The sequence below is a fragment of the Pseudomonas syringae group sp. 247E2 genome (genome assembly GCF_032587795.1).
Lineage (GTDB): Bacteria > Pseudomonadota > Gammaproteobacteria > Pseudomonadales > Pseudomonadaceae > Aquipseudomonas > Aquipseudomonas amygdali.
In genome coordinates, this window is record NZ_JAWHPK010000017.1 from 1 (window position 1) to 21,974 (window position 21,974).

Sequence of the window (21,974 nt, forward strand, 5' to 3'; positions counted from 1 at the left end):
CTTGCCCGGCAATCGTATCGGGGTCGTCATACGGGTGGATGTAGACGAAACCCTGCTCGTCGACCAGTTTCAGCGAATAGGCCAGCGCCTCGGGGAAGGAGTCGCCGTGCAGCACCACGGCGGCACCCCGCGAGCGCACACCTTCGACCTTGATCTCCGGCGTGGTGCGCGGCATGACGATGGTCGCCTTGATCCCCAATTCGCGTGCCGCCAACGCCAGGCCCTGGGCATGATTACCCGCCGATGCCGTCACCACGCCCCGTGCAGTCTGCTCTGCGGTCAATTGCGCCAGCTTGTTGTACGCGCCGCGAATCTTGAAGGAGAACACCGGCTGCAGGTCTTCGCGCTTGAGCAATACCCGGTTTCCCAGCCGCTCGGACAGCTGGCGAGCGCCGTGCAGCGGGGTTTCGACCGCCACGTCGTAAACGCGGGAGGTGAGGATTTTCTTGACGTAGTGTTCAAGCATCGGGGCGGCATCACTGACGAAGCGGGCAAGGTCGGGAAGTCTACCCTGCGTGCCGAAAGACGACCATACGAATGACAGGGCTTTGCAGCGCAGTCGCCGCTATAATGCGGGCCTTTTTTACATACCCCCTCTTTTTACCTACATCAGGCACCGTGGAGCCCGCATGAACCAGGATCAACTCAAACAGGCAGTCGCCCAGGCAGCTGTCGACTTCATCCTTCCGAAGCTCGATGACAAAAGCATTGTGGGCGTCGGCACCGGCTCCACGGCCAATTGCTTTATTGATGCGCTGGCTAAACACAAGACGGCATTCGATGGCGCAGTCGCCAGCTCGGAAGCTACCGCCGCGCGCCTCAAGGGCCATGGCATTCCGGTGTATGAGCTGAACACGGTCAGCGATCTGGAGTTCTATGTCGATGGTGCCGACGAAAGCGACGAGCATCTGAACCTGATCAAGGGTGGTGGCGCGGCGCTGACACGCGAGAAAATCGTCGCAGCAGTGGCCAAGACCTTTATCTGCATCGCCGACGGCAGCAAGCTGGTGCCGGTGCTGGGCGCATTTCCGCTGCCGGTCGAAGTCATTCCGATGGCCCGCAGCCACGTTGCGCGGCAACTGGTGAAACTGGGCGGCGACCCGGTTTATCGCGAGGGCGTTCTGACCGACAACGGCAATATCATCATTGATGTGCACAACATGAGCATCACCAATCCGGTGGAGCTGGAAGCACAGATCAACGCCATCGTCGGCGTGGTCACCAATGGCCTGTTCGCCGCCCGTCCGGCCGACCTGTTGCTGCTGGGCACCACCGAAGGCGTGAAAACCCTGACGCGCTGATAAAACCGGTCGTGCCCACGCAAGGTGGGCATGCCCCTCACAGGCTCAAGGCTTGCGGAACACGTAAAACAGGTTCGGCTCGCTCACCAGATACAGCGTCCCTTCTGCGTCCATAGCCATCCCTTCAGCCTGCGGCACGTCCTTGCTCAGCCCCATCGCCCCTTTTGCCAGCGAGCCGCTGCCAATCGGATGACCGCTGGTGTCGAGTTCAAGAATGCGCTTCGACTCATCGGACAAGGCCAGCAAATGGCCGCTGGTTTCATCGAATTGCAGGCTGGAAAGGTCACGAACCGACAGTCGGCCATCGCGCTTGCTGTTGGAGATGACCTGCAGATTGCCGGGAGCCTCGGAGTTGGTCCTGGGAAAGCCGCGCACTTCGATGATCTGCACCGGATCACGCTCGCGGGCGACAAACAGGCGCTTGCCGACGGAATCATAGGCCAGCCCTTCATAGCCCTTGTTGCCACTGGCGGTGATGCCCAGCGTCAATTGTTCTGCCTGGGCGGCGTCCAGACTTTTGGTGTTGTCATCGACGTGAATCTGAATCAGCCGGAGCCGGCGCTCATCGCTGATCACATAAGTGCCCGGGCTGATGTATTCGACAGCCTCGGCATCACCGAACCCCACCAGCGGAATGCGCCGCAGCACACGACCGTCCAGGCTCAGCTCGACCAGTTCAGGGTTCTGATTGGTCACCGTAAACAGGCTCTTGCGGTCCGGGTCGTAGCTCAGGCCCGAGACATCATCCTGCAGCCCGTCGATCACCTGTGCTTCGGTGACGACTCGGTACTGATCCAGACCAATGGACTGAAGTGAGTCGGACTGCCAGAACACCTGCCAGTCGAACAGGGCACTTTCAACATAGCGGTATCGCTGATTGGCGATCACGAACACAACGATCAGGGGTACAAGGGCCAGAAGCAGAACTAAAGAGCGAGTAGAGCGACGCATGAAGGGTGACTCAGACAGATTGAGCGGACGGGATTGATACCATGCCATCCTGAAAGCAAGCTTAATGGCATGGTGCTATATTTTTGCCGAATGTGTATCGGCGACCTGTGTAGTTGCCGTCCTGGCTCAGTGCTTGTGAAGCGCCCGGTGAAACGAATAGAACAGGTTCGGTTCGCTGACCATGTACAGCGTACCGGCCTCATCAAGGGCCACGCCTTCTGCGCGCGGAATTGTGTCCTTCAAACCGTTCATGCCGCCCAGCAGGGTCATGAAGCTTACCTGCTCGCCTTGCTCGTCGACTTCCAGCAACAAGTGCGAATCGGCAGACAGCGCGAGCATGTGGCCGGTGCGCGGGTCGATGCTCAATGACGACAGATTGCGCATGTCCAGCGAGCGACTCGACAGCGGTTGCTTGTCGCCTTTCAGCACGTCACTGCCATCACTTTTCCAGGTGTACAGCGCGGGAGGTCGCTCCTCGCCCAGTATCAGCTGCTGACGCTGCGGGTCCCAGGCGATACCTTCGAAGCCCTTGTTCTGGTTGGCAGACTTGCCCAGTTCGTACTGGGGGAAATCCGCGATGTTCAGGGTGGTGGTGTCGGCGTTTACTTTAACGATGGTCAGCTTGTGCTGGCGCTCGTCAGTGATCGCAATCAGGCCATCGTTCATGACGGCAACACCTTCCGGATTGCTCCAGCCCACCAGCGGGATCTTGCGCAGTACATCGCCCGTGAGCGTCAGCTCCACCAGAAACGCATTTTTGCCCATGACCGCAAACAGCGTTTTGGTGACCGGGTTATAGGACAGGTCGGACGCCTCGTCCTTTTCCATGCCCGGCAGCACCTTTGCGTCGATATCCACATGGTAGTCCGGCAGCCAGATACTGGCGTGACGACCTGCCTTGCTCTCGAACCGCTCCTGAAACCAGAGCAGCGCGCGATCATCCCAATGCATGATGAAGGCCAGCCCATAGCCCAGCAAGGCAACCACTAACAACCACGAATACCAGCGCATGTTTCGCAAGTAAGCGAAGCGTTTTTTGTTACGAGGCGGCGCTGCGGCAGTACTGGCCATTCATGTGTTCCTGAGCAAATGAGACTTCATGACGACGTGGTGCCCTTGCGGGGACGGCCGGATTATCCAGAACAGGTGTGAAAAAAACGCAAAATCGGCTGAACTATCAGTCACTCCACAAACAAAAGCCACCCGGGAGTGATCCCGCGTGGCTTTGGGTGCAGCCTGAAGATGCTGTCGGGTTACCTGACGACGCTCTCGAACGGCGTCTGCCCGACCAGTTCCAGTGCGATCTGGTCGCCGGCTTTGAACGGCCCGACACCGGCAGGCGTGCCGGTCATGATCAGGTCACCGGCCTGCAGCGAGAAGTTGGCTGCCATGTGCTGGATCATCGGCACGATCGGGTTGAGCATCATGTTGCTGTTGCCGTCTTGAACCACCTTGCCATTGAGGGTCAGGCGGATACCGATGTCCTCCAGGTCAGGGAAGGTCTCGGCGGGCACGAACGGCGGAATCACCGCAGCGCCGTCGAAACACTTGGCCAGCTCCCATGGAAGGCCTTTCTCACGCAGACGCGACTGCACGTCACGCAGGGTCAGGTCCAGGCCGGGCGCAAAGCCGCTGATCGCGTCGAGTACTTCTTCGCGCGAAGGGTTCTTGCTCAGAGGCTTGCCGATCAGGACAACGATCTCTGCTTCGTAATGCACCGAGCCGCGGTCTGCCGGGATAGTGAAGCCACCCTCCAGCGCAACCACCGCGCTGCCGGGTTTCATGAACAGCAGCGGCTCGGTAGGCACCGCGTTGCCCAGTTCCTTGGCGTGTTCGGCGTAGTTACGCCCGATGCAGACCACTTTACCCAGCGGGAAGTGAATGTTGGTGCCATCGACATATTTGTGCTGGTAGCTCATGACGTCTCCTGAGGCTGTAAGAGGTAGCCTGCTTATTGTTGCGACGGATCAAATGGTTGCGACGGATCAAACGGCGAAGATTTTGCCGGGATTCATGATCCCGTTGGGATCGAACACCGCTTTCAACGCCTTCATGTATTCGATTTCGACCGGCGAGCGACTGTACGTTAAATAGTCACGTTTGGTCATCCCGACACCATGCTCGGCCGAAATCGAGCCGTTGTACTTTTCGACAGTCTCGAATACCCACTTGTTGACCCGGGCACATTTGACGAAGAACTCGTCCTTGTCGAGGCCCTCGGGCTTGAGGATGTTCAGGTGCAGGTTGCCGTCGCCAATGTGGCCGTACCAGAGCACTTCGAAGTCTGGGTAGTGTTCGGCAACGATCGTGTCGATTTCAGCCAGAAACTCCGGCACTTTCGAGACAGTGACCGAGATATCGTTTTTGTACGGTGTGAAGTGCGAGATGGTTTCGGAGATGTACTCGCGCAGCTTCCACAGGTTGCGTAATTGCTGTTCGCTCTGGCTCATCACGCCGTCCAGCACCCAACCCTGCTCGACGCAGTGCTCGAAGGTCGCCAGGGCCTGATCGGCCAGGTCGTCGGTGGTCGCTTCGAACTCCAGCAACACATAGAACGGGCATGGCGTGTCGAAAGGCGACGGCACATCACCGCGCGCCATGACCCGGGCGAAGGATTTGTCCGAGAAGAATTCGAAGGCGGTCAGGTCGAGCTTGCCGTGAAAGGCATGCAGCACCGGCATGATCGAGTTGAAGTCCGAGGTGCCCAGCACCATCGCTGTGAGGTTCTTCGGCGCACGGTCGAGGCGCATGGTCGCTTCGACGACAAAGCCCAGCGTACCTTCGGCACCGATGAACAACTGGCGCAAATCGTAGCCGGTGGCGTTCTTGATCAGGTCCTTGTTCAGCTCCAGCAGGTCGCCCTTGCCGGTGACCACCTTGAGGCCCGCGACCCAATTGCGCGTCATGCCGTAGCGAATGACCTTGATACCGCCCGCATTGGTGCCGATATTGCCGCCGATCTGGCTGGAGCCCGAAGAAGCGAAGTCGACCGGATAATAAAGGCCGCTCTCTTCAGCCAGCGCCTGTAATTGCCGGGTGATCACGCCAGGCTGACAGACCGCCGTCCGGTCGGTGAGATTCAGCTCCAGCACCTGGTTCATGTAATCGAACGAGACGACCACTTCACCGTTGGCAGCCACCGCGGCCGCCGAAAGCCCGGTGCGTCCACCCGAAGGCACCAGCGCCACGAGCCGCTCATTGGCCCAGCGTACGATGGCCTGCACCTGTTCGGTGGTCTTGGGAAATACGATGGCCAGTGGCGCAGGAGTGAACTGCTTGGTCCAGTCCTTGCCGTAAGTTTCCAGAGAACCGGCATCGGTGAGTACCTTGCCGGGGTCAACCAGGGTCTGCAGCTCATCAATCAAAACGCGATCGGTCATTGAATCAACTCTCGAACGATTCATGGGCATCCTGAGAACGGTTCACGTTCGGGATGAGGTTTCGCGGGGCTCATATGCTAGCATACGCCCCCCGTGAGTCGTGCCCAGAGCCGAACCGGGCACCCCCTGCCAATTTTCTTCGGGACACAGGTTTACGCAGATGAGCAAGACTTCCCTCGACAAGAGCAAGATCAAGTTCCTTCTTCTCGAAGGCGTCCATCAGTCCGCTGTCGACGTCCTCAAGGCAGCCGGCTACACCAGCATCGAGTACCACACCAAGTCTCTGCCGGAAGCCGAACTGAAAGAAAAGATCGCCGACGCACACTTCATCGGTATCCGCTCCCGCACTCAGTTGACCGAAGAGCTGTTCGATTGCGCCAAGAAACTGGTTGCCGTCGGCTGCTTCTGCATCGGCACCAACCAGGTTGACCTCAATGCAGCGCGTGAGCGCGGTATTGCAGTGTTCAATGCGCCCTACTCCAACACCCGCTCGGTAGCAGAACTGGTGCTGGCCGAGGCGATCCTGCTGCTGCGCGGTATCCCTGAGAAAAACGCTTCATGCCACCGTGGCGGCTGGATCAAAAGCGCGGCCAACTCTTTCGAAATCCGTGGCAAGAAGCTCGGCATCATTGGCTATGGCTCGATTGGTACGCAGTTGTCGGTTCTGGCCGAAGGCCTGGGCATGCAGGTGTACTTCTACGACACCCTGACCAAGCTGCCACTGGGCAACGCGACTCAGGTGTCCAGCCTGAACGAGCTGCTGGGCATGTCCGATATCGTTACCCTGCACGTGCCGGAAACCTCGGAAACCCAGTGGATGATCGGCGAAAAAGAAATTCGCGCGATGAAAAAGGGCAGCATCCTGATCAACGCGGCTCGCGGCACAGTCGTTGAGCTGGACGCCCTGGCCGACGCGATCAAGGACAAGCACCTGATCGGCGCTGCAATCGACGTGTTCCCGGTCGAGCCACGCTCGAACGACGACATCTTCGAAAGCCCGCTGCGTGGCCTGGACAACGTGATCCTGACCCCGCACATCGGTGGTTCCACTGCCGAAGCGCAGGCCAACATCGGTCTGGAAGTCGCAGAAAAGCTGGTCAAGTACAGCGACAACGGTACCTCGGTGTCGTCGGTCAACTTCCCGGAAGTGGCCTTGCCTGCTCACCCTGGCAAGCATCGCCTGCTGCACATCCACGAGAACATCCCGGGCGTGCTCAGCGAGATCAACAAGGTCTTCGCCGAGAACGGCATCAACATCTCCGGTCAGTTCCTGCAGACCAACGAGAAAGTCGGTTACGTGGTCATCGACGTCGACGCCGAGTACTCGGATTTGGCACAAGCCAAGCTGCAACAGATCAAAGGCACCATCCGCAGCCGCGTTCTGTTCTGATCCGAGCGCCGTGCCCACCCCGTGTGGGCACGAGCGATGGTCTTGCGGGCACCGATCGTTCCTCACGCTCCAGCGTGGGAATGCCGTTCGTGACGCTCTGCGTTATACAAGCACTGACAGCCCTACTTCACATTGATCGTGATCTTCTTCGACTCGACCGACGGGTTCAGCGGCATGTGGCCTTTGTCGCCCATCAGCAATTGCAATGTGTGCTGACCAGGCGGCAGGTTGATTTCGGTTTCAGTCTGGCCCTTGCCGAAGTGGCGGATGTTGTCACTGACCGGCAGCGGCGCATTCATCGCTGGCTGGTCGTTCACATCGATCAGCAGGTGATGGTGACCGGTATCGGGAACATCCACACCCGCAGGCGCGACGCCCATGCCTTTGAGACCGAATTGCACCTTGAACGGTGAAGTCACGGTTTCACCATCCTTGGGCGAGATGATGTACACCTCGGCGCCTTCAGGGGATGCAGTGCGTGGCATATCGGCGGCGCTGACCAGCATGGATGCGCTGAGCAACAGGCCCGCGACCATCGTTCCAGAAAATAAGGATTTCATGATTGCTCCGGTTGCAGTTGACGTAAGTCGACCCTCACACAACAAATCCGTCGGTTCAGGAGTGCTCAAGATAGACCGCAGCCGGGCTCAATGGCTCACTGCATTGATGAAACAGTTTTCATGAACAGGCCACAGGTTACTGAAACAGCTCGTTACCGCGGCGCCTGAACCAGCCCGTCAGTGACAGTCGATCACGGCTGGCAGGCATGACTTCATGGGGAATATCACCGGACAGAAAAACCACCAGGCAACCGCCTGTAGGCTGGACGTCGTAAGCCACATCGTCCTTGAGGTACATGCGCAACTGGCCGCCATGCTCGGGCAGCCAGGCATTGTTGAGGTAAAGCACCGCCGACACCATGCGCTTGTCATCATCGCGAAAGCGATCCACATGCCTGAGGTAGCGGGCACCCGGTGGATACAGCGCAAAATGGCTTTCGTAGTCCTCCAGCCCCAGGAAAAGGCCGCGATTGAGCGCCTGACGCAGGCTTTCCATCAATTCCAGATAGCTGTCGCAACACTGCACCTGCCCCGCTTCAAGCCACTGAATGCGGTCACCACGAATACCTTCGCGTATTTCCTGCGCTGCGCCCTTGCCAATAGCGGCAGGCTCGAGCTCGCCTTCGGCAGCACGTTTTCGGCACTCTTGCTCAAGTTCAAGAGTCAGAGCTTCGGGCAGGAAAATATTCTGCTGCGACCAGCCGTTGGCGGCCAGGTCGTCGACGATTCGCAACAGCAGTGGGTGGTCAGAGGGTATGCGCATGGCGTGCATAGTATCGATAAGCCATGAAATCCGACAGAGGCGTATACATGTGGTATCACACGCGTGAGATTTCACTCGCCGACGGCACTCATAACTCGACAAATCCACGCTAACACCCGGAGAATAGCGGCCTGCCGACAGGAGTCCCCAATGCGTCGTTTGTTTGTTTTGCTGTTGATGTTCTGCACCTCCCCTGCCTGGGCAGACAGCTACGATCAGTTGTACAAGGCCGCAGGCTGGCCGGAACAGCGCGCGCATTTCAACGATGCTCTCAAGGCTGCTCAACAGCGCTACAGCAACAACCTGCCGCCTGCGGTTTATCAAGCGCTGGTCAATAACAGCAATCAGCGTTTTTCCCCCCAGGCCATGGACCAGCGCGCGTCGAAGCGCCTGCGTGAAAGCCTCAAGGACCCTGCCCCGTCGCTGCAGTTTTTCCAGTCGCCGCTGGGCCGAAAGATCGTCAACGCCGAGCTGACCGCCACCCGCGCCGATCAGCTGGCCAAACATGCCCAAGGGCTGCCGCATATCGAAGCGGATGCAACGCGTCAGTTGTTGATCGGCCATCTGGCCCAGGCACTGCCGGCCAGAGAGGCCGGCGCGGAAGTCAGCCTTGCCATCGCAGGCGTTGCCGCAGACAGCCTGAGCCAGATGATTCCCGGCCTGCTCGGTGGAGGCCAGGCGCAGGGCATGCTCGAAGGCCAGCGCGAGCGCCTGATGGCGCAGATGAGTGCTGATCTGAACAACACGCTGCTGTATGTGTACCGCGACCTGTCCGACCCTGAACTTGAAGAGTTCTCGACCTTCGCCGAGTCACCGGAAGGCAAAGCCTATTATCAGGCAGCACTGGCTGCGATTCGCGCCGGACTGGCGGTTGGGCAAAGTGCGTCGAGCCTGAACCCCTGATCGGTACCGACGGCTTAGCGCAAACGCCCTTCCAGAAAATCAAAGTACCTTGCCCGTAACTCCGGCGATTCATTGGCCAGATGATGCCGGGCGTGCCCCAGCATCAGGATCTGCGGCTGGCTGAACTTGCCTTTCAGAACCGTGAGGTTGTGAGACCAGTCGACCGTCATATCTGCGTCACCTTGAATGATCAACGGGCTGCGCAGGCTGCGCGGCGCGCGCTCAATACGCACAATCCATTGCGACAACGCGCCGACCCAGGCAGTGGGCAGGCGACGCGGCTGCAAAGGGTCCGCCAGGAGAAAAGGCAGGAACGCAGGCGCATTGGAGTTTTCGGTGAAACGCCGGGCAATGCCGTTTACGAACGGTTTGAGCAGGTGATAACTCAGACGCGACCAGCCCCAAGCGCGCGGCCGGACCAGCGGCGCCAGCAGGATCACCTCCCCCTGCGCCGGCGAGTCTGCCCCCTGATGAAGCAGGTGATCCGTCACGATGGCACCACCCATGCTTTGTCCGCACAGGTGCCAGGGATGTGGCAGCCCAAGGCCTTCGGCTTCAGACAGCAGACGTTGCAACACCAGTTGATACTCGGCGAAGTCATTGATACAGGCCCGACTGCCGCTGGACAGGCCATGGCCCGGCAAGTCGCAGGCGATCACGGCGAACCCCTGCTCCAGCGCCCATTCGATCACATGCCGGTATAGCCCCATGTGGTCGTAAAAACCGTGAAACAGAAACAGCGTGGCGACCGGACTGTCAGGCATCCACACCTGCCCGACAACCTCGTAGCCCGCGACATCGAGACGCCCCAGCCAGCTGCGTATGATTTTTTCGCCGCCCAGCCCGGCCAGGCCGTAGAAGCGTTGATAGGCCAGTCCGTCCATGGAAAGCGGGTCGATGATATTCAGCGGCAGCAGGCTGGCGCGCAGTTTATCGGGGTCAAACGTGGCGGACATGTGGCTTCCAGATTCCGGGAAACGGTAAGTAAAATTGTGTAACGATATTCTTCTGTATGCTCCGGCATGGCAAGCTGCTCGGCTGCAATCACACGCTTCACATGCTTAGGCACATCGCCATCAGACTGCACGGTAGCGAACGCTATCTTAATGTTTACTGCGTACTCGATCGCGGTAGGCTTTCGCGCTGTGTTATGCAGGGCGGCCTGTCAGGCTGCTGCCATATTGCACAACCATAGCCTTCGCCCATGCATCACGCCATTCACAGAGAAACCCGGATGAAACGCAGCCTCGTCATTCTAGCCATCATCATCGCCATCCTTGCAGGCGGCGCGGGCTGGTACGTCAATAGCAAACAACCGGTCCGTGATGGCGAGATTGCCATGAGCCATCTTCAGGCACCTGTCACGCTGCGTTACGACGAGCGTGGCGTGCCGCACATCCGGGCAGAGAACGAAGCAGATCTGTACCGAGCGCTGGGTTATGCCCATGCTCAGGACCGGCTGTTCCAGATGGAAATGCTGCGGCGTCTGGCGCGTGGCGAACTGGCGGAGATACTCGGGCCGAACCTGGTCGAGACCGACAAACTGTTTCGCACATTGCGTATTCGCGAGCATGCCGACGCGTATGTCGCACGCCAGGACAAGAACACCCCGACCTGGAAAGCGCTGGAAGCCTACATCGACGGCGTCAATCAGTATCAGGACACCCACGCACGACCGATGGAGTTCGACGCGCTGGGTATTCCCAAGCGGCGCTTCACTACCGAAGACACCGTGAGCATCGGTGGCTATCTGGCGTACAGCTTTGCGGCAGCATTCAGAACCGAACCATTGCTGACGTATGTGCGCGATCAACTGGGCCCGCAGTATTTGAAAGTGTTTGATCTGGACTGGCATCCGGACGGCATGCTCGGTTCTAAACCGGCATTGGCCAGCGCCGACTGGAAAGGCCTGGCGCAGTTGGCCCAGCTGAGCCACAAAGCGCTGGAAGGCGCAGGTCTGCCGCAGTTCGAGGGCAGCAACGCCTGGGTGATTTCCGGCAGCCGTACGCAAAGCGGCAAACCGATCCTCGCGGGCGACCCGCACATCCGCTTTTCCGTGCCTTCGGTGTGGTACGAAGCACAGCTTTCTGCGCCGGGTTTTGAGCTGTACGGACACTTTCCGGGGCTCAATCCGTTCGCGTTTCTGGGCCACAACATGGATTTCGGCTGGAGCCTGACCATGTTCCAGAACGATGACGTGGACCTGATCGCCGAGAAGACCAACCCGGACAACCCGAATCAGGTCTGGTACCACGGGCAATGGGTGGACATGAAACGCACCGAGCAGCAAATCACCGTCAAGGGCCAGGCCCCGGTCACACTGACGCTGCTCGAATCGCCGCACGGACCGATCGTCAACAATGTGATGGGCAAGAACGCCGGCCAGACGCCAATCGCGATGTGGTGGTCATTTCTGGTGTCCGCCAACCCGGTGCTGGATGGTTTCTACGAAGCCAACCGCGCCGACACGTTGGATAAAATGCGCAGCGCCGCCGAGAAGATCCAGTCGCCGGGCCTCAACATTGTCTGGGCCAATGCCAAAGGTGATATCGGTTGGTGGGCTGCGGCGCAACTGCCGATTCGTCCGCAAGGCGTCAACCCGAGCTTCATCCTCGATGGCAGCACCGCGCAGGCGGACAAATCGGGCTTTTACCCATTCAGCGCCAACCCGCACGAAGAAAACCCGGCGCGCGGCTACATCGTGTCCGCCAACTTCCAGCCGCTGTCGCCGACCGGCATGCAGATTCCGGGTTACTACAACCCGGCCGAGCGCGGTCAGGAGCTGAACCGGCAACTGAGCGACTCCACCATCAAGTGGGACCTGGCCGCCAGCAAGGCGCTGCAACTGGGCACGCAGACCGATTACGCACCGAGCATTCTCAAACCGCTGATTCCGGTACTGCGCAGCGTTGTCAGCGACCCGGACGAAATCGCCCTCGTGGAGCGGCTGGCCAGCTGGAAAGGCGATTACCCCGTTGATTCGGTGGGTGCCACACTGTTCAACCAGTTCCTGTTCGACCTGACGGAAGAAACATTCCACGACGAACTGGGCGATACGATGTTCGAAACGCTGCTGTCGACCCGCGTATTGGACGCCGCCCTGCCGCGTCTGGCCGCCGATGCCGATTCGCCGTGGTGGAACAATCGCAATTCACCCCATGAAGAAAGCCGCGCCAATACCGTCAAGGTAGCCTGGCGAGCCAGCGTGTCGCACTTGCGGTCGCTGTACGGCACCAACCCGGATGAATGGGTGTGGGGCAAGGCACACACCCTTACTCAGGGTCACCCGATGGGGTCGCAAAAGCCGCTGGACATGATCTTCAACGTTGGCCCGTATGCAGCGCCGGGCACCCACGAAGTGCCGAACAACCTGTCATCCAGCATCCGCCCTGCCCCGTGGCCCGTCGGCTACGGCCCTTCGACCCGCCGCCTTATCGACTTCGCCGACCCGGCGCATAGCCTGGGTATCAACCCGGTAAGCCAGAGCGGCGTGCCGTTCGACAAGCATTATTCGGATCAGGCCAAGGCGTTTGTGAGTGGCGAGTACGTGCCACAGCGCTTCAGCGAGAAAGACGTGGCAGAGCATACGGAAGGGGTTTTACGGTTAGTGCCGGGGGAATAGCCGCCCCCTGAAATGTGGCTTCTCGTGGGAGCGAGCTTGCTCGCGAACTGTCGGGAGCCGACAGTGAAACCTTCACGCACGGTACATCAGGCACAACCGGGTTTGACTATCGTGCCAATGCTCCGCGTTGGCATGCCTTTCGTGACGCTCCGCGTCACAAGTCTGCGTAGCACCGCGCTATCAAGATCGGACGCAGAGCGTCCAGAGCTGCGCTCCCACGCCGGAGCGTGGGAGCGATAAACCGAGATAGCTAGTTGCTGCCGGTAACCGGCAGTTCGCGAGCAAGCTCGCTCCCACGCCCTCCGGGCACGATCAGGTCTTCACGCCGCAGGCGCACGCCTTGGGTCCGGTTGTTTCCAGGCGTCTGCTGCGCTTTCCTCGATGGCTTGCTGGATGGCACGCTTGCGGCTGTTTTCCGCGCGGCGGGTGAAGAACCAGACCAGGAAGGTCGCCAATGAAACGGCCAGCAGAATCAGGCTCGCCACTGCGTTGATTTCAGGTTTAACGCCCAGTCTCACGGCGGAGAACACTTCCATCGGCAGAGTCGTCGAACCCGGCCCGGAAACGAAGCTGGCGAGCACCAGGTCGTCCAGCGACAGTGCAAACGACATCATGCCGCCGGCTGCCAGCGACGGCGCGATCATCGGGATGGTGATCAGCAAGAACACCTTCCACGGACGCGCGCCCAGATCCATCGCCGCTTCTTCAATCGACAGGTCCAGCTCACGCAGCCGCGCCGATACCACCACTGCCACGTAGGCCGCGCAGAACGTCGTGTGCGCGATCCAGATGGTCATGATGCCGCGCTCCTGCGGCCAACCGATCAATTGCGCCATGGCCACGAACAGCAGCAACAGCGAGAGGCCGGTGATCACTTCGGGCATTACCAGCGGCGCAGTTACCAGCCCGCCAAAGAACGTCCGACCCTTGAAGCGACTGATGCGGGTCAGCACAAACGCAGCCATCGTCCCCAGCGCCACCGCAGCAACGGCGGTGTAGCAGGCGATCTCCAGCGAGCGCATCACCGAGCCCATCAGTTGCGAGTTGTCCAGCAGGCCGACGTACCATTTCACCGACCAGCCGCCCCAGACCGTCACCAGTTGCGAGGCGTTGAACGAGTAGATGACCAGAATCACCATCGGCGCATAGATGAACAGCAAACCCAGAACCAGCATCAGGTTCGAGAATCGAAAGCGGTTCATGCCTTGCCCTCCAGTTCTTTGGCCTGACTACGGTTGAACAGGATGATAGGCACGATCAGCACCAGCAGCATGATGACTGCCAGCGCCGAAGCCACCGGCCAATCACGGTTGTTGAAGAATTCCTGCCACAGCACGCGGCCGATCATCAGGGTTTCCGGGCCACCCAGCAGTTCGGGAATCACGAACTCGCCGACCACCGGGATGAATACCAGCATGCAGCCGGCGATCACACCGTTCTTGGACAGCGGTACGGTGATTTTCCAGAAACTGTTGAAGGTGCTCGAACCCAGGTCGGACGCGGCTTCCAGCAGGCTGGTGTCGTGCTTCACAAGGTTGGCGTACAGCGGCAGGATCATGAACGGCAGGTAGGAATAGACCACGCCGATGTACACCGCCAGGTTGGTGTTGAGGATCTGCAACGGCGCGTCGATCAGCCCGAGCCACATCAGGAATGCATTGAGCAGCCCGTTGTTGCTGAGGATACCCATCCAGGCGTAGACGCGGATCAGGATCGCCGTCCAGGTCGGCATCATGATCAGCAGCAACAGCACGGTTTGCAGGTCCTTGCGCGCGCTGGCGATGGCATAGGCCATCGGATAGCCGATCAGCAGGCACAGCAAGGTGCTGATGAAGGCCATCTTCAGCGAGCCCAGATAGGCCGAAACATACAGGTCATCGCCACTGAGCAAGGTGTAGTTGGCGAAGTTGAGGACCATCTGCAGCTTTTCGTCGGCGTAGCTGAAGATCTCGGTGTATGGCGGGATCGCGACGTCGGCTTCGGCGAAGCTGATCTTGAGCACGATCAAAAACGGCAAGGCAAAGAACAGAAACAGCCAGAGGAACGGCACGCCGATGACCATCTGCCGCCCGTTGGGCTTTATGCGCTCGAACGCGCGCTTGATCTTGCGGATTTTCATGAGCGCAGTACCACGCCGCTGTCGTCTTCCCACCACACGTAGACTTCATCGCCCCAGGTAGGCCGTGCGCCCTGACGCTCGGCGTTGGCGACGAACGATTGCACCAGCTTGCCGCCCGGCAGCTCGACGTAGAACACCGAATGACCGCCCAGATAGGCGATGTCGTGAACCTTGCCGCGTGACCAGTTGTATTCGAAGCCTGGCTGCTCGGTGGTGATCAGCAGCTTCTCAGGGCGCAGGGCGTAGGTGATGTGCTTGTCTTCTACCGACGTACTGACGCCGTGGCCGACATAGATATTGCGCTCCAGCTCGGGACTGCGGATCAGCGCGTGGGCTTCCATGTCTTCGATCACGTCACCTTCGAACAGGTTGACGCTGCCGATGAATTCGCAGACCAGACGGCTGGTCGGGGTTTCGTAGATGTCGATCGGGCTGCCGATCTGCGCGATCCAGCCCAGGTGCATGATTGCGATGCGCTCGGCCATGGTCATGGCCTCTTCCTGATCGTGAGTCACCATTACGCAGGTCACGCCGACGCGCTCGATGATCTCCACCAGTTCCAGCTGCATCTGCGAACGCAGTTTCTTGTCCAGCGCACCCATTGGCTCATCAAGCAACAGCAGCTTGGGCTTTTTGGCCAGCGAGCGGGCCAGGGCCACACGTTGACGCTGGCCTCCCGAGAGCTGGTGCGGCTTGCGCTTGGCGTACTGGGTCATCTGCACCAGCTTGAGCATCTCCGCCACGCGGGCTTCGATTTCCGGCTTGGCCAGCTTGTCCTGTTTCAGGCCAAAGGCGATGTTGTCCGCCACGGTCATGTGCGGGAACAGCGCGTAGGACTGGAACATCATGTTGATCGGACGTTCATACGGCGGCATGTCGGTAATGTCGACACCATCTAGGTAGATGCGGCCCTCGGTCGGGCGCTCGAAACCGGCCAGCATGCGCAGCAGTGTGGACTTTCCGGAACCGGAGCCGCCAAGCAGGGCGAAGATCTCACCCTTGTTGATTTGCAGCGACACGTCGTCCACCGCAATCGTCTCGTCGAACTTCTTCGTGACCCGATCAATCTTGACCAGCACCTCTTTGGGTTGCTGACCGCCTTCGAGGGCTTTCTTGTAGGCGCCGGAGGCAACTGCCATGGGTGAAACTCCCAACAGGTAGGCAACCCGGCCAATACGGCCGGGTGCTGGATTTTTATTTGCCCGACTTGACCTTGGTCCAGCTGCGGGTCATCAGACGTTGCACCTTGGGGGGCAACTCGCTGTTCACGAACAGGCGGTCCAGCACTTCCTGAGGCGGGTAAACCGCTGCATCGGTGCGGATTTTCTGGTCCATGAACTCGCCGGAGGCGGGATTGGGGTTGGCGTAGCCGACTTCATCGCTGACCTGGGCGATCACCTTGGGGTCAAGCATGTAATTGATGAAGGCGCTGGCGGCCTTGATGTTTTTCGAGTCTGCCGGAATAGCCAGCATATCGAACCACAGGTTGCCGCCCTCCTTCGGGATGCTGTAAGCGAGCTTCACGCCTTTGCCTGCCTCTTCTGCGCGCGCCTTGGCCTGGAACACATCGCCCGAAAAACCGGCTGCAACACAGATGTCGCCATTGGCCAGATCAGTGATGTATTTGGACGAGTGGAAATAGGTTACGTAAGGACGAATCGCCATGAGTTTGGCTTCGGCCTTCTTGTAGTCCGCTTCCTTGGTGCTGTTGGGGTCCAGCCCCATGTAGTTGAGCACCGCCGGCAACATTTCATCAGCGGAATCAAGAAACGCTACGCCACAGCTGGACAGCTTCTTGATGTTTTCCGGCTCGAACAGCACCGCCCAGGAGTCGATCTTGTCGACACCCAGCACTGCCTTGACCTTCTCGACGTTGTAACCGATGCCGTTGGTGCCCCACAGGTATGGCACTGCGTACTGGTTACCCGGATCGTTCTTCTCCAGGCGCTTGAGCAGCGCCGGGTCGAGGTTCTTGTAGTTGGGCAGCAGCGACTTGTCGAGTTTTTGGAACGCGCCAGCCTTGATCTGCTTGCCGAGGAAGTGATTGGACGGCACCACCACGTCATAGCCGGTGCGTCCGGCCAACAGCTTGGCCTCAAGGGTTTCGTTGGAGTCGAACACGTCGTACATCGGCTTGATGCCGGTCGCGGCTTCGAAGTCCGCCAGGGTGGTCTTGCCGATGTAATCGGACCAGTTATAAATATGCACGGTGGATTCAGCCTGAGCACTGATCGACAGTGTCAGCCCGGCAGCCGCCAGCAAGGCTTTGGAAAAAATAGAAATAGACAAAGAATGAGTCCTTTTAACAGAGGGGCCTGAGCGCCGGAGGGCGTCCGGAAAACCAAACCGGCGCGCAACTTACCGTCTATGCGTCCAACCAGCAAAGGTTTAGGCAATATTCCTGTCTGTTGGAGGCTGCGCAGCCAAGGCTACGCAGCATCCACAGGTTTGATGACAGGCTTATTTACCTGACTTTATCTTGGTCCAGCTGCGGGTCATGATCCGCTGCGTGGCAGCAGGCAAGTCCGCGATTGCATACAGTTTGGCCTGTACGTCGGCAGGCGGATAAACGCCAGGATCACTGGTGATTTCCTTGTCGACCAGTGCCGTCGCTGCCGCGTTACCATTCGGGAAGCGCACTGCGTTGGTGATCTCGGCCATGATTTCCGGCTTCATCAGGAAGGTCATGAACTTGTAGGCACCTTCAACGTTTTCGGCATCCTTGGGAATGGCGACCATGTCGTAGAAGCTACCGGCACCTTCTTTGGGAATGTTGTAAGCAACTTTTACCTTGCCACCGGCTTCCGCAGCACGGGACTTGGCCTGATAGATGTCACCCGAGTAGCCGACTGCGACGCAGATATTGCCGTTGGCCAGGTCCGAGATGTACTTGGACGAGTGGAAATAGCCAATCGACGGACGAATCTTCATGAACAGCGCTTCAGCCTCGGCGAGCTGCTTCTTGTCCTGAGAGTCTGTCGGGTAGCCCAGGTAATGCAGGGCAATCGGCAGCATTTCGGTCGGCGAATCGAGGAAGCTGATGCCGCACGACTTCAACTTGGCAGCGTTCTCCGGCTTGAACAGCAGGTCCCAGGAATTGACCGGCGCATCGGCGCCCAGCGCAGCCTTGACCTTGTCCGGGTTGATGCCGATACCGATCGAACCCCACATGTACGGGAATGCGTGCTTGTTGTCCGGGTCGCTGACCGAAACGGCTTTGAGCAACGATTCGTTGAGGTTTTTCCAGTTCGGCAGTTTGGATTTGTCCAGTTCCTGGTAGACGCCCGCCTTGATCTGCTTGGCCAGGAAGTTGTTGGACGGCACAACGATGTCATAGCCGGACTTGCCGGCGAGCAATTTGGCTTCCAGCGTCTCGTTGCTGTCGAAAACGTCGTAGACCACCTTGATGCCCGATTCTTTCTCGAACTTGGCAACGGTGTCCGGCGCGATGTAATCGGACCAGTTATAGACGTGCAGCACTTTATCATCGGCCTGCGCAGCGGCGGCCACAACGCCCATCAGGGACAGCGCGAGAAGGGTCTTGCCAAATTTTTTCATGCGTAGCTCCAATGTATTTTTATCACTGACCGTCAGTTAGCGGCTTGTAGCCATTAGTCTGGCAACTTCCAGGGCAGGCTTTCAAGCCGACACCCGTTAAACAACGCACATTGCGCTTGAATCGACCCTTTTTTTGCGGATTCAGCCCTGCAATACCGCCAGCGTCAGATCCAGGCATTTGCGAGCCTTTTCCACCAGTTCGTCGATTTCCGCAAAACTGATCACCAGTGGCGGCGCAATGATCATCGTGTCGCCCACGGCCCGCATGATCAGGCCATTATCGAAGCAGAAGGTTCGACAGATCATCCCGGCGCCCTTGTCGGTGTAGCGCTCGCGAGTGACCTTGTCCTTCACCAGTTCGATGGCCCCCAGCAGCCCGACGCCACGGACCTCGCCCACCAGCGGATGATCGCTCAACTCGCGCAAACGCTTTTGCAAATACGGTGCCGTTTCCGACTTGACCCGTTCGACGATCTTTTCTTCGCGCAGGATACGTATGTTCTCCAGCGCAACGGCTGCCGCCACCGGATGCCCGGAGTAGGTAAAGCCATGATTGAAATCACCGCCCTCGTTGAGCACCGCAACGATTTCATCACGCACGATCAGGCCGCCCATCGGTACATAACCGGAGGTCAGGCCTTTGGCGATGGTCATCATGTCCGGCTTGAGGCCATAAAAATCGCTACCGAACCACTCACTGGTGCGGCCGAAGCCACAAATCACCTCATCGGCGGCGAAAAGGATGTCGTAGCGGGAAAGGATCTCCTTGATCTTCGGCCAGTAGGAATCAGGCGGCACGATCACACCGCCTGCGCCCTGAATCGGTTCGGCAATGAATGCGCCGACATTCTCGACGCCCAGCTCGATAATTTTCTTTTCCAGTTGCTCGGCAGCCCACACACCGAACTCGTCCGGCGTCATGTCACCGCCTTCGCCGAACCAGTAGGGCTGCGGAATGTGGACAACACCCGGAATCGGCAGGTCGCCCTGCTCGTGCATGTAGGTCATGCCTCCCAGGCTAGCACCGGCGACGGTGGAGCCGTGGTAGCCATTGACGCGGCTGATGATGGTTTTCTTGTCTGGCTGGCCTTTTAGAGCCCAGTAATGACGAACCATGCGTAGCATCGTGTCATTGCCTTCAGAACCTGAACCGGTGAAGAACACATGATTCATGCCCTGCGGAGCGATTTCGGAAATGGCTTTGGCCAGTTCCAGCACCGGCGGGTGGGCGGTCTGGAAAAACAGGTTGTAATAAGGCAGCTCACGCATTTGTTTGCTGGCAGCGTCGGCCAGTTCTTCCCTGCCGTAACCAATGGCTACACACCACAGGCCGGACATGCCATCGAGGATCTTGTTGCCCTCGCTGTCCCACAAATAAACGCCCTCGGCACGGGTAATAATACGCGGGCCTTTCTCTTTCAATTGTTTGTAGTCGCTGAACGGTGCCAGGTGATGTTCGCTGCTCAAGGCCTGCCATTCGAGGGTTTGCGGATTATTGTGGGCACTCATGCAGCACTTCCTTTAATTAGGGTCAGTTATCAGAGCGCCGCATACCTGCTGCTGCGGCGCTCTGCGGGATCAGACGGCGAAGAGCAGGAATTCCCGCTCCCACGAGCTGATCACGCGCTTGAAGTTTTCATGCTCGGCGCGCTTGACCGCGACGTAACCGATGATGAATTTCTTGCCCAGGTACTTCTCGATGGTCTTGCTGTTTTCCATGCGCTCCAGCGCGTCTTCGATGGTCAACGGCAGACGCAGATTACGCCGCTCGTAACCCCGCCCGACCACCGGTGCGCTCGGGTTGATGCCTTCGACCATGCCGATGAAGCCGCACAGCAGACTGGCGGCGATGGCCAGATAGGGGTTGGCATCGGCACCTGGCAGACGGTTTTCCACGCGACGGTTCTGCGGCACAGCGTCCGGCACGCGCAGGCCGACGGTACGGTTCTCTTCGCCCCACTCGACGTTCACCGGTGCCGAGGTGTCGGGCAGAAAGCGGCGGAACGAGTTGACGTTGGGGGCGAACAGCGGCAATAGCTCGGGGATGAACTTCTGCAGACCACCAACGTGGTTCAGAAACAGCTCGCTCATGGTCCCGTCTTCATTGGAGAAGATGTTCTTGCCGGTCTCGATGTCGATGATGCTCTGGTGCAAGTGCATGGCACTGCCTGGCTCGCCGGTCATCGGCTTGGCCATGAAGGTCGCCGCGACGTCGTGCTTGAGCGCGGCTTCGCGCATGGTGCGCTTGAACACCAGAATCTGGTCGGCCAGCGAAAGGGCATCACCGTGACGGAAGTTGATTTCCATCTGCGCCGTACCGTCTTCGTGGATCAGCGTGTCCAGGTCCAGGTTCTGCAGTTCGCACCAGTCATAGACGTCTTCGAACAGCGGATCGAATTCGTTGGCCGCTTCGATCGAGAACGACTGACGGCCGGTTTCCGGTCGCCCGGAGCGCCCGATCGGTGGCTGTAGCGGATAGTCCGGGTCGTCGCTACGCTTGGTCAGGTAGAACTCCATCTCCGGCGCCACGATTGGCTGCCAGCCCTGATCGGCGTAAAGCTTGAGGACCTTCTTCAACACGTTGCGCGGCGACAGCTCGATGGGGTTGCCCTGCTTGTCGTAGGTGTCGTGAATCACCTGCGCAGTGGGCTCGACCGCCCAGGGCACCAGGTACACCGCGTTCTGGTCGGGACGGCAGATCATGTCGATGTCTGCCGGGTCCAGCAGCTCGTAGTAAATATCGTCTTCTACGTAGTCGCCGGTCACCGTCTGCAACAGCACGCTTTCAGGCAGACGCATGCCTTTTTCAGCGATGAACTTGTTGGTCGGCGAGATCTTGCCGCGGGTGATGCCGGTAAGGTCGGACATCATGCATTCGACTTCGGTAATCTTGTGTTCTTTCAACCAATCGGTGAGCTGGTCGAGGTTGGTACTCATAAATACCTCAGGGTTTTATTGTCCTGATCGTGATCAGGCGTTCCAGACGCATCGGCGTCATGTTGTACAACTCGTTTCGGCAGACGCCGATTAGGGGTAAGGTGACAGCTGCGGGGCCGGATTTCCAGACGGCCGCGGTCACACTGACGAAGCCGTTATAGTGGTAATGTCCAGCATTGAGAGTAGAGCAGACTGGCTTCGATAGCCGTTCAGGGATGTCGCAAGGTGTGGCAACCCACCACGAGCACCGATATCACAGGCATGATGAGCGCTGTACGGACTTGATAGTCGCGTGTCGACCAGGGAAAGGTGAAGCATTGGACCCCCGCTATTGTTGCTCTACTGGGTTGCGATCGAGCTTAGCCTCGTTCATTTTTTTATACAACAACCCGTTAAAAATAGAAGACAGGCCGCTCTAGCTCGTATTTAACGACGGTCAGAAACGGAATAAAACGCCCTAAATAGCGGCAAAAAAGGCCATATGGCGCAG

Annotated in this window: 19 protein-coding genes; 4 read left to right on the top strand and 15 right to left on the bottom strand. The window is 58.9% G+C overall.

The genetic code is table 11. From position 1 onward, the window contains the following. On the bottom strand, positions 1-466 hold a 466-nt coding region (locus RYC18_RS17745), incomplete at its 3' end, for a pyridoxal-phosphate dependent enzyme (protein ID WP_316886552.1). Positions 467-629: 163 nt separating this feature from the next. Between RYC18_RS17745 and rpiA the strand changes: the two genes are divergently transcribed. Beyond that, positions 630-1,301: a ribose-5-phosphate isomerase RpiA gene (gene rpiA / locus RYC18_RS17750; RefSeq protein WP_057404911.1), complete on the top strand. Its 672-nt coding sequence runs from the start codon at positions 630-632 to the stop codon at positions 1,299-1,301. Between the two features lie 45 nt (positions 1,302-1,346). Here the strand turns inward: rpiA and RYC18_RS17755 are convergent, their stop codons facing one another. The 4 genes from RYC18_RS17755 to RYC18_RS17770 form a co-directional block, all read right to left on the bottom strand. Then, the gene (locus RYC18_RS17755; RefSeq protein ID WP_032704014.1) at positions 1,347-2,252 is read right to left on the bottom strand and encodes an SdiA-regulated domain-containing protein; all 906 of its coding nucleotides are present in this window, start codon (positions 2,250-2,252) and stop codon (positions 1,347-1,349) included. Between the two features lie 126 nt (positions 2,253-2,378). Next, positions 2,379-3,323: an SdiA-regulated domain-containing protein gene (locus tag RYC18_RS17760; protein WP_005745071.1), complete on the bottom strand. Its 945-nt coding sequence runs from the start codon at positions 3,321-3,323 to the stop codon at positions 2,379-2,381. 182 nt (positions 3,324-3,505) lie between these two features. Continuing rightward, entirely contained in the window at positions 3,506-4,171 is a 666-nt protein-coding gene (locus tag RYC18_RS17765; protein ID WP_005781573.1) for a fumarylacetoacetate hydrolase family protein, read from the bottom strand. Positions 4,172-4,237: 66 nt separating this feature from the next. Then, a complete protein-coding gene (locus tag RYC18_RS17770; RefSeq protein ID WP_016982739.1) occupies positions 4,238-5,632 on the bottom strand; it encodes an FAD-binding oxidoreductase in 1,395 nt (464 codons plus the stop codon). 160 nt (positions 5,633-5,792) lie between these two features. Between RYC18_RS17770 and serA the strand changes: the two genes are divergently transcribed. Then, positions 5,793-7,022 carry a phosphoglycerate dehydrogenase gene (serA, locus tag RYC18_RS17775; RefSeq protein ID WP_002555754.1) on the top strand — a complete coding sequence of 410 codons (1,230 nt, stop codon included), beginning with the start codon at positions 5,793-5,795 and terminating at the stop codon, positions 7,020-7,022. Positions 7,023-7,144: 122 nt separating this feature from the next. Here the strand turns inward: serA and RYC18_RS17780 are convergent, their stop codons facing one another. Both RYC18_RS17780 and RYC18_RS17785 read right to left on the bottom strand, forming a co-directional pair. Beyond that, positions 7,145-7,582, bottom strand: coding sequence for a DUF4399 domain-containing protein (locus tag RYC18_RS17780; RefSeq protein WP_016982738.1), 438 nt, complete (start codon positions 7,580-7,582; stop codon positions 7,145-7,147). 136 nt (positions 7,583-7,718) lie between these two features. Beyond that, the gene (locus tag RYC18_RS17785) at positions 7,719-8,354 is read right to left on the bottom strand and encodes a 2OG-Fe(II) oxygenase (RefSeq protein WP_005733639.1); all 636 of its coding nucleotides are present in this window, start codon (positions 8,352-8,354) and stop codon (positions 7,719-7,721) included. A gap of 141 nt (positions 8,355-8,495) precedes the next feature. Here RYC18_RS17785 and RYC18_RS17790 point away from each other — a divergent pair, with 141 nt between their 5' ends. Next, positions 8,496-9,248 (top strand): DUF2059 domain-containing protein, encoded by a 753-nt coding sequence (locus RYC18_RS17790; protein ID WP_117140111.1) that lies wholly within the window; start codon positions 8,496-8,498, stop codon positions 9,246-9,248. A gap of 14 nt (positions 9,249-9,262) precedes the next feature. Here RYC18_RS17790 and RYC18_RS17795 read toward each other — a convergent pair whose 3' ends face one another. Further along, positions 9,263-10,204: an alpha/beta hydrolase gene (locus tag RYC18_RS17795; protein ID WP_016982735.1), complete on the bottom strand. Its 942-nt coding sequence runs from the start codon at positions 10,202-10,204 to the stop codon at positions 9,263-9,265. 278 nt (positions 10,205-10,482) lie between these two features. Between RYC18_RS17795 and RYC18_RS17800 the strand changes: the two genes are divergently transcribed. Continuing rightward, entirely contained in the window at positions 10,483-12,870 is a 2,388-nt protein-coding gene (locus tag RYC18_RS17800; protein ID WP_316886553.1) for a penicillin acylase family protein, read from the top strand. 320 nt (positions 12,871-13,190) lie between these two features. On the opposite strand, the gene RYC18_RS17805 is transcribed toward RYC18_RS17800, so the two are convergent. The 7 genes from RYC18_RS17805 to RYC18_RS17835 form a co-directional block, all read right to left on the bottom strand. Next, positions 13,191-14,072 (bottom strand): ABC transporter permease subunit, encoded by an 882-nt coding sequence (locus tag RYC18_RS17805; RefSeq protein ID WP_004655028.1) that lies wholly within the window; start codon positions 14,070-14,072, stop codon positions 13,191-13,193. After that, positions 14,069-14,989: an ABC transporter permease subunit gene (locus RYC18_RS17810; protein WP_003372160.1), complete on the bottom strand. Its 921-nt coding sequence runs from the start codon at positions 14,987-14,989 to the stop codon at positions 14,069-14,071. The genes RYC18_RS17805 and RYC18_RS17810 overlap by 4 nt, the downstream gene beginning before the upstream one ends. After that, the gene (gene potA / locus RYC18_RS17815; protein WP_002555763.1) at positions 14,986-16,128 is read right to left on the bottom strand and encodes a polyamine ABC transporter ATP-binding protein; all 1,143 of its coding nucleotides are present in this window, start codon (positions 16,126-16,128) and stop codon (positions 14,986-14,988) included. Before potA ends, RYC18_RS17810 begins: the two co-directional genes overlap by 4 nt. Before the next feature lie 55 nt (positions 16,129-16,183). Beyond that, positions 16,184-17,278 (bottom strand): polyamine ABC transporter substrate-binding protein, encoded by a 1,095-nt coding sequence (locus RYC18_RS17820; RefSeq protein ID WP_005745064.1) that lies wholly within the window; start codon positions 17,276-17,278, stop codon positions 16,184-16,186. Positions 17,279-17,449: 171 nt separating this feature from the next. Continuing rightward, positions 17,450-18,547 (bottom strand): polyamine ABC transporter substrate-binding protein, encoded by a 1,098-nt coding sequence (locus RYC18_RS17825; protein ID WP_004663257.1) that lies wholly within the window; start codon positions 18,545-18,547, stop codon positions 17,450-17,452. A 141-nt stretch (positions 18,548-18,688) separates the two neighbouring features. Beyond that, positions 18,689-20,056 (bottom strand): aspartate aminotransferase family protein, encoded by a 1,368-nt coding sequence (locus tag RYC18_RS17830; protein ID WP_005758606.1) that lies wholly within the window; start codon positions 20,054-20,056, stop codon positions 18,689-18,691. Positions 20,057-20,125: 69 nt separating this feature from the next. Continuing rightward, positions 20,126-21,484, bottom strand: coding sequence for a glutamine synthetase family protein (locus RYC18_RS17835; RefSeq protein WP_002555767.1), 1,359 nt, complete (start codon positions 21,482-21,484; stop codon positions 20,126-20,128). Between the last annotated feature and the right edge of the window lie 490 nt (positions 21,485-21,974).